The organism is Mesotoga sp. UBA5557 (genome assembly GCF_002425715.1).
Classification (GTDB): Bacteria; Thermotogota; Thermotogae; order Petrotogales; family Kosmotogaceae; genus Mesotoga.
Map to the genome: position 1 here is coordinate 1 of NZ_DIMV01000013.1, position 15,176 is coordinate 15,176.

Sequence of the window (15,176 nt, forward strand, 5' to 3'; positions counted from 1 at the left end):
CTTCGCCTTCTTGGCACACTACAACTCACAACTTGGAACTCGGAACTGATTCTTTGTTCTTTCCAACCCCCTGCCTGCTGCCACGTTCAAGCAGCACTACGCCGCGTGGGAGCTATCCCCAAAGATCGGTGTGGTAGTTCTCCGTCTTGAGCCTGAATTTAATCTGGAAGTCAACGATTTCTTGCCACTTGAGAGCACTGGTTGTTGAAACGAAGCTTACCATTTCGCTTCCGATTCCGAAGACGGGCTCTATGCTTTTTTCTATACTGGAGTTTTTTATCACGTTGTAGTCAAGCCTGTAGTCGCCAATTATGGCATGGTCTTCGTACATCTTTGCCTTCACACTCTTTCCGTTAAAGACTACTTCATCTTCAATCGGGAAGGAAAGACCCATGTTTCCCGGCATTATCTTGTCGTGCAGCTGAATGACTTCATTCACAGTTGGTTTCGTCCAGCTCTTTCCACAAGAGGAACAGGAGAACCCCGATCTGAAGCTCTTAATTGATGCGATTGCTCCACAACTAGGGCAGCGCCAGATTAACTTCTCTATGTGCTTGTAGTTTCTGTATGGCAGTTTGAAGGTGGGATCTTCTTTGCCCAAGAAGTTCATGACCTTCTCTTCAAGTTGAGGATCATCTGCTTCAATGGGGTTTCCAAATTCAACAGTCGAAGTACCAATAGAGAATGTTTTCGACCATCTTGGCCAAAGCCGCTGAACTCCGAAGAACTTCACAGGGATTATGGGTATTTTCAACATCCTGAAGAGTTTCCATATCTCCTTTTTTGTATGAAGAGGCCTCCCATCCCACGATCTTGCCGCCTCCGGTGCAATTCCGAGAGGGACTCCCTGTCTTATGGTGGAAAGCATCTGTCGAATTGCAGACGTATCGACGGCGTATCGCCTTACCGGAATTACTGCCAGCCAACCCAGCAAGCCCAATCTGTCGACATAGATTGCAGTGGCGACGAATCTAATGTAACGCCACGTGGAGTAGAAAATCAATGGGCCGTCAAAATGCGTTTGGTGCGCCAATGCGATTACAAATGGCCTTCTATCTCGCAAGACTTTTGTGTTCTTCACTTTAGAAGGCAAGATGAAAAGAATTACCAGCTTCACAACGAAGGAAGCCACAATGAACTGCCAGGGGATAGATGTTGATTTGTCAAAGGGAATTTGCTTTCCAGCTTTGGGAATCATGAATGGAAGTTTTTCTTTGTACTCACTGTAGCCAGTTACTCTCTTAGATGTAAGGTATTCTTGAAGCAACGAGTAAATAACGGCCAATGCACCGATTACGGAGACATATAGCACTCTCCAGTAATCGCCACAGAGGAATCCCATGCCGAAAAGGAAGAGAATGAAACCTGCGTTAAACGGATGGCGAACAAATCTATAAGGACCACTCTGAACTGTAGTTTCCGGTCCAAAAGAAGTGGTTGGAAGTCTTCCAGACCAGTAAAAGACGACCAGCGCAGAGTACACGGACAAAAGAAGTGATCCTGCGATAATTACTGATGCGATAACGGTAATCGCTACTGGTGAAGAAAAAGGCGCTCCGCCGAAAAGAAGAATGGGGATTACGATCCACATTATCGCGAGTTCTATAGCTGACATAATGAGCTTCATCTCAACCCCTCCACTCTGAACACTGCCCCTCCATCTTTACAGTTCTCTGCATTGATTGAGAGCCTTAGAACTTTGCATATCTTGCCGGCAATCGAAAGACCTAGCCCGTGACCTTCCCCACCTCTTGAAGTGTCGCTTCTGTAGAACCTGTCAAACACCTTGTCTAATTCGTCTTCATTTATCCCTTTTCCATAGTCTCTAACATTAAGTGCACCATCTGAGAATGTGATCTCTATTGGGTGATCGCCGCCGAACTTCACTGCATTCTCCACGAGCACTTTAAGAACAATCTTAAGGAGGACTTTGTCCGTTTCGACTTCAATGTTCGGAACATCAACCTTGAATTCGACCGATTGGAATGAAGGAGTTCCCAGTATGAGTTCATGTATAAGCTCCCGTAGATTGAAACTAGTTACCTGGATTTCCATGCTGGGTCGCGAGAGGAATAGCAAGGACTCGGTGATAGTCATCATTTTGGCGGCAGTATCGTAAATACTGTCAGCAGCTTCTTTTACAACTTCGGGATCTTGAGATCCCCAGCGCTGAATCAGTCTCGAGAAGCCGAGGATAGCGGTGAGAGGAGAACGAATTTCATGTGCTATGTCTGAGGAAAACTGTTCCTGCCTGCTGTATCCGTCCTGAATTCTGTCTAAGGCTCTGTTGAGATCCCCTTTCATTTCGGCGAGTTCGGAGGTTTTTGGATCACTCTCGAGCCTCCGTGAAAGGTCGTCCAGAGTTATCTCTTTCAGCAGGCGCGAGGTTTCCTTAAGCGGTTTGGAAACTCTACTTCCAAGAAGGAATCCGCCAATTACCGAAAGTACTATTCCAACGAACAGCGATAGAAGAAGAGTAGTCGACAGACTCTCGAGGAAGAAATCCAGGTCATCCATTCTCGCGCCCAGGATAACCTTCTCATCGCCGTTCCAAAAACCGTAAAGAAGATAAGAGCTTCCCTCCAATCTTGTACGGACGTATCCATCTACATCCGGCACAGAAGCTAGCTCTGTAGGATTCTGGACCACAGTGTTGTCGACTCTTACATAGAATTCAGTAGTTCCTCTGCCGATTGACATTCTGCCCATCCCAAATCTGTAACCCTTACCCATAGGAGAATCCATGAAGATCCTCCGCATCTCTGCAGAGTAATTGCGTATGAAAACATTTTCCGAAACTCCGTACACGAACAGGGCGGAGACACATAGTATGAAGACAACAAGTACTACCGAGTAGATGGCTACCTGCGTCGCAGTCGAAAGCTTCTGCTTATCTGACAACGTAGCCAGATCCCCTTACCGTCTTGATTATTTCGCCGCTCTTTCCCAATTTCTTGCGAAGGTAATTGATATAAACTTCAACAACGTTTGGATTACCCCAGTCCTCGCTTCCCCAGACCTTTTCAAGCAATCTATCTTTCGACATGACAATTCCGGCATTTGACAGCAAGACAGCCAGAAGATCGAACTCAGTTTTGCTCAACTGAAGTTCTTCCCCTCCTAGGGTGGCTTCTCGCGACTGAAGGTCAAGGGTTATCTCATGGTAGCTTATTCTTTCCCCTTTTCCCTTTCTCCGGAGAATAGCTTCGATTCTAGCTAGAAGCTCCTCAATAGCAAACGGTTTAGGCAAGTAGTCGTCTGCGCCGCTCTTCAGGCCGCGTACACGGTCCTTCACTTCGCCTCTTGCAGTAAGCATTATTACGGGTAGATCGGTCGAAACATACTCCCTGATCTCTTCGAGTACCGAGAAGCCGTCGATTCCCGGAAGCATGACGTCGAGAATCAGAAGATCAGGAAGTTCCTTCTCAAGATACTTCAGTGCTTCCTTCCCATCACCCAAGACTTCTATTTCATACCCCTCGTGGCTTAACTCCATGCGGAGCAGTTTCGCAATATGTACATCGTCTTCTACAGCTAAAATCCTTCCCTTCACTTCTTCACTCCTCTATCTCTCAACATGTACAACGAAGTCCCACCGAATATCATACCTGCCGTCATAAGCAGCAACCCTATTACCTCCATTTTACCCGGAATCTCTCTCAGTATTATCATCGCGAAGAACAAAGCAAATGCCGGTTCGCCAACATAGATAAGTGATGCGCCGACTGATCCGAGAAATCTCTGGAATCTCAGCTGTACTGCCACGGCGAAGATAGTAGCGAATACCGCCGAGAAGAGAGCGACAGTGACTATCGATCCGCTTACCCGTACCCCGCCATCGACAAAAGGAATGAGGATCAGATTAACGATAATGACTACCACAAACTGAGGGACCAGCAGCTCCATCTCTCCTGAGTCTTCTCTTTCTGTGAAATACGAGATGAATACTACATGCAGAGCAAAGGAGATTGCACAAAGGGTTGTGAGCAAGTCGCCAAAGTTGAAACCGGCTTCCGGCGTCGTCAAAAAGTAGAGTCCAACGAGAGACACAGCGAGCGCAAGAATCTGATACCTGTTGGGAATACGCTTTTCCACAACCGGGCCGATTATCGCTACAAGCCCGACGTAGAGAGCGGTAATAAAGGCGCTTTTCGATGCTGTGGTGTGAACAAGTCCCCAGGTTTGAAACACATAACCGCCCGAAAGAAAGAGCCCGAGAATCAGTCCCTGAGTGAAGCTTCTTCTCGAAAGCCTTATTCCCAGCTTCTTCCTTATGGGGATGAGTAGCAAGAGAGCAAATGAAAAGCGAAGAGCATTATAGAAAACAGGGGAAAGCCCTTCCAGTATGTTCTTCTGAACTGGAAAGGTCAGTCCCCAGAATGCAACAACGAGTAGTAAGTTGACGTATGCCTTTGACTTCTGCTTCATCAAAGAAAGAATTATCCCTTTCGGGACACTCTTAGTCGCCTGCGCTAAGTACTATTGCGATTACAATTCCCGCGATCAGCACTCCGATTATCGAGAAGAGTATGATGTTGTCCGTTTTCTTCTCTTGCTCTGTCTTCTCAGTTAATCTGAAATCGACCGAAGTCGTCATGTCTCTGTTGATGTAGACATTCTGTTTGGAATCGTGGTAACCCCACTTGGAGACTGTTACCGTATGGCTTCCAACCTTCTCAAAATCTCTGTAAGGTGTGTCACCGGCATACTGTCCATCCACATAAACCTGACCATCGGGGATCGATGTAACTTCCAGATAACCGTAAATGTAATTTGGCAAGAGCGAGAACTGAAAGTTGCTTGAACCAGGTTGCACGTTTATTGTTGCCGGTCCGTATACGAGGTTCCTGTCTGTGTAGATGTATACCGAGTGCATACCGGCCTCCAAAGTTGTCGTGACCGGTGATTTTCCCATGAATATTCCATCGACATAGACATTTGCATCCTTTCTGTCTGCACTGATTGTAGTCCTAACCGTGAAAGGCACATAGCTGTTATAGAAGTAAGTATAACCTATCCCCCAGCTTGTGTTGAAGACAGGGTCAATCGCAATCGACAAATTGTTCACGTTCTGACCCAAATATGGGAATGGATATCTATCGAACAGAGAAAACACATTCCCTAAGAAATTCAGGGGAGAAGTCGATGCAACGACTACTATCGTCTCTCTTCCTCTGTTTGATTCGACCTGCAGATTGTATTTTGTGGTCGCCTTATCCGTCGGTAGAGTGTAGGTCCTTCCACCCTGGACGTAGTTGTCCTGATCATAGACATTTGGAAAGAGAACCTGGACCTGCCCCGACTGATCGATATCCAGAACAGCCACATAGGCGCTTCTGTCAACGGAGAAAGACAATCCGAGCGACTCGCCACCGTAGTAAGTTGATCCGGTACCCTTGTTCAAGCTTACGTTTACATTGATGCTAGCTCCTGACCTGTTCAGGAACATAAGTCCCTGAGGGTCATAAGCGACTGACGTGGCAATAAGAGAAACACTGAGAGCAATAATCGCAATAAGCAGTACTTTCTTCACGCTAATCCCTCCTTATCCCTTTAGGCTTTCTATTGCATCGGTGATAACGCCTGTTGATTTCGAAAGTTCCCGAATTTCCTCTTCTGAAAGTCCAACATGCAGTATTCTTTCTACTCCACTTCTCCCTAGAATACTGGGAACGCTGAAAGGCACATCCTGCATACCTTCAAATTCCCTGTGTACAGATGAGACTGTAAGGACTGAGTGTTGATCGTTCGGAATAGTGGAAAGCACCTTTGATACAGCAAGCCCTATTCCGTAGTATGTTGAACCCTCCTTTTCAATAACACGATAAGCAGCGCTTCGTGTCTCTTCAAACAGTTTTTCAAACAAAACGTCTTCGCAGTTCCCGCAGAACTCCTTTATCGGAATACCTGCGATGTCGACATTCGTCCAGTTAACGATCTCACTATCACCGTGTTCACCAATAACATATGCGTGAACGTTTCTCGGGTCAAGTCCACAGTGGTCGGCTATGCTCTGTCTTAGTCTTGCCGTGTCCAAGGTAGTACCGGAACCGATGACTTTGCTCCTGTGAAAGCCAGATGTATTCCAGGCAACTCATGCGAGTATGTCTACCGGATCCGAGACGACCAAAATAATCGGCTCTTTGCTGAATGAAAGTACTCATCGACTGCTCTCTCAACCATTTTTGCGTTGTTCTTTAAAAGCTGGAGACGACTCTCCCCTTCTTTCTGTGGCCTTCCGGCGGTAATAACAACAACATCGGAATCTGCCGACACATCGTAACTTCCACCGGATATCTTCACCGGTCTCACATACGCATTTCCATGACTCAGGTCCATAGCCTGACCCACTGCAAGTTCTGTATTTACATCAACAAGCGCTATCTCTCTTGCAATTCCCTTTATCATTGTTGCATACGCAATTAACGAACCTACCATTCCGGCTCCGATTATCGAGACTTTTATCTATCGCCTCCCGACAGCAGTTCATCAAACCAATGTCGGAATCGTGATTCAAGGTTCCGCTTCTCCACCTTCTCGACTATCTCTCCCTTGAGAAAAATGACTCCGCCGGATGCAGTGCCGGCGATCCCAATGTCCGCATCTTTTCCTTCCCCAATTCCGTTTACAACGCATCCCATAACGGCTACAGAAATGTCATCCTCGATATTCCCTACCCAACTCTTCACTTTCCTTGCAAGAGACTCAACATCTATTTCGGCTCTTGCGCACGTCGGACAGGAAATCACGTCAACTCCCTTTCTTAGCCCAAGTGAACGAAGAATGCTCAAGCCTACTTCGATCTCCTGAACGGGGTCTCCCGACATCGATACTCTTATGGTGTCTCCAATGCCTTTCAGCAAGAGTGTGCCAATACCAATAGAAGACTTTACGGTTGAATCAAGCCCGAAACCTGCCTCTGTAACTCCAAGGTGAAGCGGATAATCGGTCTTCTCGAACAGGTATTCATTTGCACTCACAGTCTCTGATACCGATGAAGACTTAAGAGAAATCACAATGTCCTCGAACCCTGCACTCTCAAGTATTCTTACTTGCGCAAGAGCGCTCTCTGCAAGAGCGGTGGGTTTGTCGTACGAACCAAAACTTCGGTCGAGAGAGCCAGAGTTTGCGCCAACTCTTATTGGAACACCGAATTCTTTAGCAACCTTCACTGTCTCCCGGACCTTCCATTCCTGACCGATATTTCCCGGATTTATCCTTACCTTTGCTGCACCGTTCTTTACGGACTCAACTGCGAGTCTGTAATCAAAATGAATATCTGCAATTACAGGGATTTTGCTTGATGAGCAAATCTCTTTGATGGCCTGTGCTGACTCAAAATCCGGAACGGAGACTCTTACAAGATCACACCCGGCATCTGTAAGCCTATCGATCTGCTCGAGAGTTGCAGGAATGTCGATTGTCTTGGTATTTGTCATTGACTGAACCGAAACCGGATTTCCGCCACCGACCAAGACATTCCCAACTCTTACGGTTCTACTCATAACCATCTGCCGATATCGATGAACGTAATATAGATCATGAACCCCATGAGTATCATGAAGCCAATCACATTGATTAACCCCTCAATCTTCGGATCCAGTCTCTTTCTGGTAATTATCTCAAGCAAGGCAAGCAACATCCTCCCACCATCCAGCGCGGGGAAGGGAATCATGTTTATCACTCCGAGGTTGAGCGAGATGAAGCCCGCGAGGAAAAGAACTATCCTCGTCCCAAGGCTCACTGCCTGGTCAACTATTGTTACCAGTCCAATAGGACCGGTGAATTCGTTGATGTTCGCTCCTCCAGTGAAGAGGCTGCCAACAACCTTCACCATGGTTATTAGGAGATCGTTTGCCCACTGAACCCCGAGAACTGCGGCCTCAACCGGGCTATCTGGATACCAGTAATCGCTTCCCTGAGAAAAGGCACCGACCTCACTCACGAGAGCAATCATTTCGTTCTTGGTCATCGTTAAGTCAACTACCTGTCCATCCCGTTCCAGGGTAACGACAAATTCTTCAGGGAAGCCGTATCTAGCGAAGGTAGTCTCTCTTCCTGTGAACTGAATTAGAAGTTCGTTTGGTTTCAAGGAGAGGAGCTGACTCATGGTTGTAAGATCATAACTTGTCTCGGTCGTCATCCCGTTTACCGAGACAAGAACATCTCCCTTCCTGAACTGGCCGAAATCAGTTGCAACTATCGGTTTGAAGTTTGCATAGTAGATCCCCATTGCGTAACGTTCCTCTGTTGGCGAATAAGTCAGAAGCGTGCCCGAGAGAGTCGTTCCATCAGAAAAACCAAGTTTTACAGTGCTTTCGGGCGAAAGCACACCGGCGTACCCAACGTAGTCGCCGTTAAATGCTGCGCCGTTGATTGTGGAAAGGGCTGCACCAGGTTCACCCGTAGTATTACCGATCACAATGAAGGCCTCTTGAGGAAGCATTTCTGGGATTAGAGTTATTTCGACTTCTCTGCCTTCCCTAATAACTACTAAATCTATTTTCTCGCCCCTCACAACGGCTTCGCTAAGTCTTGTATTGTCTAGTAGAGTCTTACCATTTACTGAGGCGATCCTATCTCCGGGAAGCATTCCGGACAGTGCTGCAGGAGAACCAAGCTCGACCTTGTCGATCTTGACTTCCTGAAAGCCCCAAACTACTGCTACCAGAGAGAGTATGAGAAAACCCAGAAGCAAAGAAAAGGCCGGACCGGCGAAATAGATAATGAATCTCTGCCAGGCCGGCTTGTTCTGTATCTGCTCGTTATCCGGAACGGAGGAGTCTATAGCATCTAGGTCTTCTCCGGCAGGTCTCACGTAACCGCCAATTGGAAATGCGTTTATCCTGAATGTAGTCTTCTTTCCTTTTTTTGACCAGAGCTTTGGACCCATTCCTATGGCGAATTCTAGAACTCTCACTCCAAAAACCCTCGAGAACAGGTAGTGACCGAGTTCATGAACAACCACTATCCCCGTTAGAATGAGAAGAAAGTACACTATTGCTAATAACATCTATTCACCTCTTCTTGAGCCAATCTTCTTGCCAGAACGTCAATCTCGATAATTTGACTGTAATCGACCGGATTTAGATCATCTGTTCGGGCAACCGTCCTTTCAATTATATTGTAAATGCTCCCAAAAGGCATCCTACCCTTCATAAAAGCATCGACTGCTATCTCATCTGCAGCATTATAAGCGATTTGCTTGCTGACAGTTCCACAAATCTCTCTCGCAAGTGTCAGAGCGGGAAATCTCTCTTGCTGCAGTTCTTCCAGGGCAATTGATATGCCGGCTATCCTCTCTTCTCCGAAAAGATGGTGGTGCGCTGGATAAGTCAGAGAATATGCAATCGGAATTCGCATGTCCGGGCGCCCCACATGAAGTTTCATAACGCCATCATTGTACACAACACCGGCATGAACAAAACTGTTTCTACAAATATAAGTATCAATTTCGCTCGATTCGAATCCAAAGAGATATTTTGCTTCAATTACTTCGAGTCCCTTGTTAACCATTGAAGCGCTATCAACGGTTATCCTGTTTCCCATAGACCAAACAGGGTGTTTCATGACATCTTCAGGGCTTGCTTGGTGAATCCTTTCTTTCGGCCAATCCCTCAGGGCGCCGCCAGATGCGGTTATCAAGATTCTCTCAGGGCGAACAGTACCGTCAAGAAGCTGAAAGAGGCCGCTGTGCTCTGAGTCGACCGGGATAAGCTCTACCCCTCTGTCGGCACATCTGTCCGGAAGAAGATTACCTCCACAAACGATAGACTCTTTGTTCGCAAGACATAGTCTGCTGCAAACTTCAGCCGCCTTAAGGCTGAATCTCAGTCCGGCCGCTCCGTTGACCGCAAGCATCACATAATCCGGGCGGGACTTTTCGAGCATCGTTTCTATCCCCTCTTCGCCTTGGAAAAAGGTTGTTTCCGGAAAGGAATCGACTAGATCCTCTTTTTTTTCAAGAGTGGCGGCGAACTTGGGATGAAATTCTGAAAGCTGTTTAGAAAAAGAGACGAAATTGTGGCCACAGGAAATGGCCACAATTTCGATTTCTTCAATCTTATCTACTATTTCGAGTGTCTGTGAACCTATAGATCCGGTAGAACCAAGAACAGCCAACCTTTTTTTCATGACTCAAACTTCTTTTTTATCTCGGCCGGTTCTCCAGAAGTATCTTCAATTATCTTTTGAATCTCTGATTGGGAAAGCGCCATAATCTTCTCGACTTTTTCGGGCACGTTCTGTCTTTTGCCCGGGACGCATTTGTCTGCGTTCTCTTCCTTGTTCGCGACCTTTATGGCAAAGGCAGCACAACCGGGTGATCCACAGATTCCGCAGTTTATGTTTGGAAGAATCGCAAAGACCACAGCAGCTCTAGAATTCTCTTTCAGTTTTCCCTTGTAACTATCGATTTCTTCCTGAGTCGGTCTTTTTGGTTTTGGCGGCGCTGCTTTTACTTCTTTTCCGGAGACAGCGATCAGTTTTTCCAGTGTCTTTTCCGCATCTTCCTCTGCCTCTTCAAAGAGAGCAGTGAGCTTGTCGACATCCGTGTCCATGATTAGCTTCAGTTTTTCAGGTACGCCGGATCGCTTGCCGGGAATACATCCATCCAGCGGGGCTTTGCCTTCGGCGATAGCTTTTGCAAAAGCCGAGCAACCGGGGAAACCACAAGCGCCACAGTTGACGCCTGGCAAAGAGGCTTCGATGAGTGTGATTCTAGGATCTTTCTTGACCGCAAACTTCGCAGAGGCGAAAGCTAGAAAGACACCTGCTCCTATGCCAAGTATGGCCATAAACAGAACTGAATAGACTACTGTCATACACACCGCCTCACAGTTTCACGAGGCCCTGGAAACCCATGAAGGCCATCGAGAGCAAACCGGCTGTGATCAATGCAATGGCAGTGCCCTTGAAGGGCTCCGGAATTTCGGAGAGCTCCATTCTCTCTCTTATAGTTGAGAAAAGAATTAGCGCGAGGGCGAAACCAAGTCCGGCGCCGGCGGCATTAACTATTGTCTCGAGCAGCGTATAGTTCTGCTGAACATTCAGAAGCGCCAGACCGAGAATTGCGCAATTAGTAGTTATTAGGGGAAGAAATATCCCCAGCGCATCATAAAGTGACGGACTGGCCTTCTTCAGGAAGATTTCTACAAACTGCACCAGTGTTGCAATAATCAGGATGAACACTATTGTTCTAAGAAAAGGAATACCGAGCGCGTCAAGCGCGATGTTCAAGAGCCATGTGATTATTGAAGCCATGATCATTACAAATGTAACGGCTATGCTCATTCCAACAGCTGTATCTGTCTTCTTCGAAACACCGAGGAACGGACATATTCCTAGAAATCTAGATAGAACGAAGTTGTTTATTAGAATTGCTGAAAGAAATATGAAAACCAATCTGGTAGCCATCAGTCAACCCTCCTCATTTTGCTGCCTTCTTAGGTTTGCTACGCCTTATTCCAAGGTAGTTGAAGAATGCGGCAAGCATTCCCAGAGCAATGAATGCACCTGGAGGGAGTATCATGGCAAACATCTTCACATCCGAAAGGTGGTAGTTGAAGATTGAGCCATTACCGAGAAACTCTCTTACTGAGCCCAGTAAGACCAGAGAGGCGGTAAAACCAAGTCCCATTCCGAGCCCATCCAGGAAGGATCTGAAGACACCGTTCTTTGAAGCAAAGGCCTCTGCTCTACCGAGAATGATACAGTTCACCACAATCAGAGGGATGAACAATCCCAGAGTCTTCCAGAGATCATAGATGAAACCATGCATCAGCATATCGATCATAGTTACAAAGGAAGCAATTATCACAATGTACGAAGGGATTCTGATCTTGTCCGGAATGAACTTCCTTACGAGAGAGATCGTAATGTTCGACATTGCTAGAACGGCAGTCGTTGCTAGCCCCATGCCAAGACCATTCTCAGCGCTAGTCGTAGTGGCTAGAGTCGGACACATTCCCAGAACCTGAATGAAAATCGGATTCTGCTTGAAGATTCCGTTTGTGAGGACTTTGAACTTAGATTCAGCCATTATCGAACACCTGCCTTTTCCAAGAACTCGGATATAGCATTTAGTGAGAATGCGACGGCTCTTGGAGTTATCGTCGCTCCAGTCATCACGTCACTTACTGTGACTATTCCGTCTTCTTGCTTTCTAATCTCTATCTGATCTCCTGAGGGAGTCACTCCTGCGTCTTTGTCAACCCTTACGCCCTTGTCAAGGCCCTTAGTAGCTATAGGGAAGAACCTCTGCTGGACGACATCGTTAGCAATATTGGCTCCAAGTCCTGGGGTCTCTTGCGAGTACTCGAGAACTTTTATTGCGTTAAGGCTAACTCCGTTTGGTCCACTGACGAAGGCAGCCATCGTCTTAACATCTCCGCCATAACCGACCGCGATTCCTATTGCTACGTATATTTCGCTGCCGTCTTCCTTGACAAACTTGTATGCAGGACTTTCAACCTTTCCCTGTGAACTTGTTGCCGTATAGATTATGCCTTCCGATGAGTCGAATCCGGCGGGAAACCATTCAAACTCCGCCAGTTCGCTGGCAGTCTCAGGGATGTTTTCTGCTGCTATAAGCAACTCTCCAGTCTCCGCATCTGTAAGGACTTCTCGGATAGCCTTTAGTTTTGCGCCTAATTCCGCATTGGCGATGGGCTCCTTAACGACAGTATAAACTACCGAAAGAACCAGTGCGGCAATAATAGTAATTACCATCAGAGTAATGCCCGTCTTCAAGTATTCACGCATTGCTCTTCACCTTCTTTGGCTTTCCAAATATCTTGGGCTTGGTCCCCATATCTATTAGAGGCACGAAGGCATTCATCACCAGAATTGCGAATGAGACACCTTCCGGATAACCTCCGAATAACCTGATGATCATAGTCACAGCTCCACAACCTATTCCGAAGATAATGTGCCCTTTGATAGACATCGGGCTAGTCACCATATCTGTTGCCATAAACAGAGCTCCAAGCATGAGACCGCCGCCAAAGATGTGATAAAGAGGCGAACCAAAGCCCGGATTCACCGCATAGAATATCGAGGCCATTATCGCAACCGTTCCGACGTAGGCAATGGGGATAAACGGTGCCACTCTCTTTCTTAACAACAACCAGCCAAAGCCCAATAGAAGCAGCAAAGCGCTGACTTCCCCGATCGAGCCGGGGATTGTACCGAGAAACATCTCTTGCAGAGAGAAGACTCTTGGTGCTCCCTGTTTCAATATGGCCATTGGCGTTGCAGTTGTTTGCATATCGAACGGATTGAACCATGTTGTCATCTGAACGGGGAACGAGATAAGAAGAAAGACCCTTCCGACCAGTGCGGGATTGAAGAAGTTCTTTCCGAGACCCCCAAATACTGCCTTCGCGATTACTATTGCAACAAAGACACCTATCAGTGCCTGCCACCACTCGACAGATACTGAAAGGTTCAGTGCAAGCAACAATCCCGTGACGGAGCCGCTAAGATCGGGTCTGAAGCTCTTTTTCTGTCTTACGAATCTCATCACGATGAATTCAAGAGCCTCTGCGCCTAACGTACACACAAGGATAAGAGCGAGGGCCTTCAATCCGAACGAAACGACTGCCCAAACTGCAGCCGGAGAAAGCGCTATCAAAACGTCCAGCATTATCTTACGAACGTTGTCTTCTGATCTTAGATGAGGTGCTGCCATCATTGAGAGCTTCACTTCTTCGCACCTCCCTTCAAACTTCTGTAGACCTTCTTATGCAGTTTGAAGTTCTTGACTAGATCGATCTTTGCAAGACAGGCGTAGGAACAGCTACCACACTCAATGCAATCTAGCAGGCCGTTCTCCACTTGAATGTCGTACAATCTGTTTGTGCCGTAGAGATTGAGGAGAAAGGGTTGGAGGTTCATTGGACAAACAAAAGTGCATTTCCCGCATCTTATGCATGGAAACTCTTCTGTTGGTTTGCTCCTGAGAAGCAGGGTTATCCCGGAAGTGCCTTTGACCGTAGGTACATCAGTCTTAGGAACCGTCATTCCCATCATAGGACCACCGAAGACGGCTCTTTCCACTGATTCCTGCACGCCTCCAGCATATCTGATCAACTCATCCGCCATTATCCCGATTCTCGAGACCACGTTTACGGGTTTCTTGATTCCTTCACCCGTAATCGTCACGCCTCTTTCGACAAGAGGGCGGCCAAGTTCGACTGCCTCATAGACAGAGAATGCAGTTCCAATATTATCGACTACAACCCCTACATCTAGGGGAAGCCCGCCTGAAGGAACCTTTCTTTTCGTCAGCGCGAATATTAACTGCTTTTCGGCTCCCTGTGGGTATTTTGTTCTTAGAGTCTTCACCTGTATCGAAGTCGACCGGACCGCCTCTTTCATCTTCTCTATCGCCTTTGGCTTATTGTCTTCAATTCCAACGATAGCTTCTTCAACGTTTAGTGCACGCATCAAAGCGAGAATTCCCCTGACTACTCCCTCAGAACGCTCGAGCATGAACCTGTAATCAATGGTAAGGTAAGGTTCACACTCCGCGCCGTTTATGACAAGGAGATCGATTTTCTTATCCTTCGGAGGGGACAGTTTGACGCTGGTCGGAAACATTGCACCGCCGAGCCCAACAATACCTGCAGACTTAACCCTTTGCACGATCTCTTCGGGTAAAAATTGATCGAATGGTTTTGCTGGCTGAAGAAGGTCCCACTCATCTTCTCCGGTCCTATCTATGACAATCGCATCGTCAGGTTTTGCAAGAGTGGGATGATAATACTTGGCAATCTCTTTAACCTCGCCTGTTAGAGGAGAATGGAGATTTGCAGAAATGAAGCCGCCAGCTTCGGCAATTAGCTGGCCGGTTCTGACTCTGTCTCCAATACTTACAACAGGCTTTGCTGGGACTCCGGCGTGATTAGCAAGAAAAACATAAACCCTTTCAGGAGGCGGTAGAACACTTAGCTGAGAATCTTGGGAAAGTTCTTTTTTCTCTGGCGGGTGCACCCCTCCTCTGAAGGTAGGCAACCTCATTTAGTTATCACCTCTCAACCTTAATCAATAGATGTTTGCCTTTCTGGGATCCCGAATATCATGAAAGTGACTGCGACTCAAAATGGAAAAAGCGATTGATATTATCAAACAAAAGGAGCGGATCGCTCCGCTCCTATTATAGTACAATGTTTGCG

General features: G+C 46.9%; 16 protein-coding genes. All 16 read right to left on the bottom strand.

Translation table 11 applies throughout. From position 1 onward, the window contains the following. Nucleotides 1-112: 112 nt before the first annotated feature. The 16 genes from B3157_RS00880 to rsxC all read right to left on the bottom strand — a co-directional run bounded on the left by B3157_RS00880 (nucleotide 113) and on the right by rsxC (nucleotide 15,021). Nucleotides 113-1,627: a 1-acyl-sn-glycerol-3-phosphate acyltransferase gene (locus tag B3157_RS00880; protein ID WP_292588113.1), complete on the bottom strand. Its 1,515-nt coding sequence runs from the start codon at nucleotides 1,625-1,627 to the stop codon at nucleotides 113-115. Then, nucleotides 1,624-2,901 carry a HAMP domain-containing sensor histidine kinase gene (locus tag B3157_RS00885; RefSeq protein WP_214060711.1) on the bottom strand — a complete coding sequence of 426 codons (1,278 nt, stop codon included), beginning with the start codon at nucleotides 2,899-2,901 and terminating at the stop codon, nucleotides 1,624-1,626. Before B3157_RS00885 ends, B3157_RS00880 begins: the two co-directional genes overlap by 4 nt. Next, entirely contained in the window at nucleotides 2,891-3,553 is a 663-nt protein-coding gene (locus tag B3157_RS00890) for a response regulator transcription factor (RefSeq protein ID WP_214060710.1), read from the bottom strand. Before B3157_RS00890 ends, B3157_RS00885 begins: the two co-directional genes overlap by 11 nt. Next, nucleotides 3,550-4,428: a DMT family transporter gene (locus tag B3157_RS00895; protein WP_292588116.1), complete on the bottom strand. Its 879-nt coding sequence runs from the start codon at nucleotides 4,426-4,428 to the stop codon at nucleotides 3,550-3,552. Before B3157_RS00895 ends, B3157_RS00890 begins: the two co-directional genes overlap by 4 nt. Before the next feature lie 31 nt (nucleotides 4,429-4,459). Next, nucleotides 4,460-5,533 (bottom strand): DUF4384 domain-containing protein, encoded by a 1,074-nt coding sequence (locus B3157_RS00900; protein WP_292588118.1) that lies wholly within the window; start codon nucleotides 5,531-5,533, stop codon nucleotides 4,460-4,462. A gap of 12 nt (nucleotides 5,534-5,545) precedes the next feature. Further along, nucleotides 5,546-6,037, bottom strand: a complete 492-nt coding sequence (locus B3157_RS00905; protein WP_292588120.1) for a hypothetical protein — start codon at nucleotides 6,035-6,037, stop codon at nucleotides 5,546-5,548. Nucleotides 6,038-6,108: 71 nt separating this feature from the next. Continuing rightward, entirely contained in the window at nucleotides 6,109-6,438 is a 330-nt protein-coding gene (locus B3157_RS00910) for a lactate/malate family dehydrogenase (RefSeq protein WP_292588122.1), read from the bottom strand. Nucleotides 6,439-6,461: 23 nt separating this feature from the next. Beyond that, entirely contained in the window at nucleotides 6,462-7,505 is a 1,044-nt protein-coding gene (gene ispG / locus B3157_RS00915; protein ID WP_214079412.1) for a flavodoxin-dependent (E)-4-hydroxy-3-methylbut-2-enyl-diphosphate synthase, read from the bottom strand. Continuing rightward, nucleotides 7,502-9,013, bottom strand: a complete 1,512-nt coding sequence (locus B3157_RS00920; RefSeq protein ID WP_214079411.1) for a site-2 protease family protein — start codon at nucleotides 9,011-9,013, stop codon at nucleotides 7,502-7,504. The genes ispG and B3157_RS00920 overlap by 4 nt, the downstream gene beginning before the upstream one ends. After that, a complete protein-coding gene (dxr, locus tag B3157_RS00925; RefSeq protein WP_292588128.1) occupies nucleotides 9,004-10,134 on the bottom strand; it encodes a 1-deoxy-D-xylulose-5-phosphate reductoisomerase in 1,131 nt (376 codons plus the stop codon). Before dxr ends, B3157_RS00920 begins: the two co-directional genes overlap by 10 nt. Beyond that, entirely contained in the window at nucleotides 10,131-10,823 is a 693-nt protein-coding gene (locus B3157_RS00930) for an RnfABCDGE type electron transport complex subunit B (RefSeq protein ID WP_099829342.1), read from the bottom strand. Before B3157_RS00930 ends, dxr begins: the two co-directional genes overlap by 4 nt. Before the next feature lie 10 nt (nucleotides 10,824-10,833). After that, nucleotides 10,834-11,415, bottom strand: a complete 582-nt coding sequence (gene rsxA, locus B3157_RS00935; RefSeq protein WP_099829341.1) for an electron transport complex subunit RsxA — start codon at nucleotides 11,413-11,415, stop codon at nucleotides 10,834-10,836. 13 nt (nucleotides 11,416-11,428) lie between these two features. Next, nucleotides 11,429-12,040 carry an electron transport complex subunit RsxE gene (gene rsxE, locus B3157_RS00940; RefSeq protein ID WP_165775344.1) on the bottom strand — a complete coding sequence of 204 codons (612 nt, stop codon included), beginning with the start codon at nucleotides 12,038-12,040 and terminating at the stop codon, nucleotides 11,429-11,431. After that, nucleotides 12,040-12,762, bottom strand: a complete 723-nt coding sequence (locus tag B3157_RS00945; RefSeq protein WP_214060079.1) for an RnfABCDGE type electron transport complex subunit G — start codon at nucleotides 12,760-12,762, stop codon at nucleotides 12,040-12,042. Before B3157_RS00945 ends, rsxE begins: the two co-directional genes overlap by 1 nt. After that, entirely contained in the window at nucleotides 12,755-13,705 is a 951-nt protein-coding gene (locus tag B3157_RS00950) for an RnfABCDGE type electron transport complex subunit D (protein WP_214060078.1), read from the bottom strand. Before B3157_RS00950 ends, B3157_RS00945 begins: the two co-directional genes overlap by 8 nt. Further along, nucleotides 13,702-15,021, bottom strand: a complete 1,320-nt coding sequence (gene rsxC, locus B3157_RS00955; protein ID WP_292588139.1) for an electron transport complex subunit RsxC — start codon at nucleotides 15,019-15,021, stop codon at nucleotides 13,702-13,704. The genes B3157_RS00950 and rsxC overlap by 4 nt, the downstream gene beginning before the upstream one ends. Between the last annotated feature and the right edge of the window lie 155 nt (nucleotides 15,022-15,176).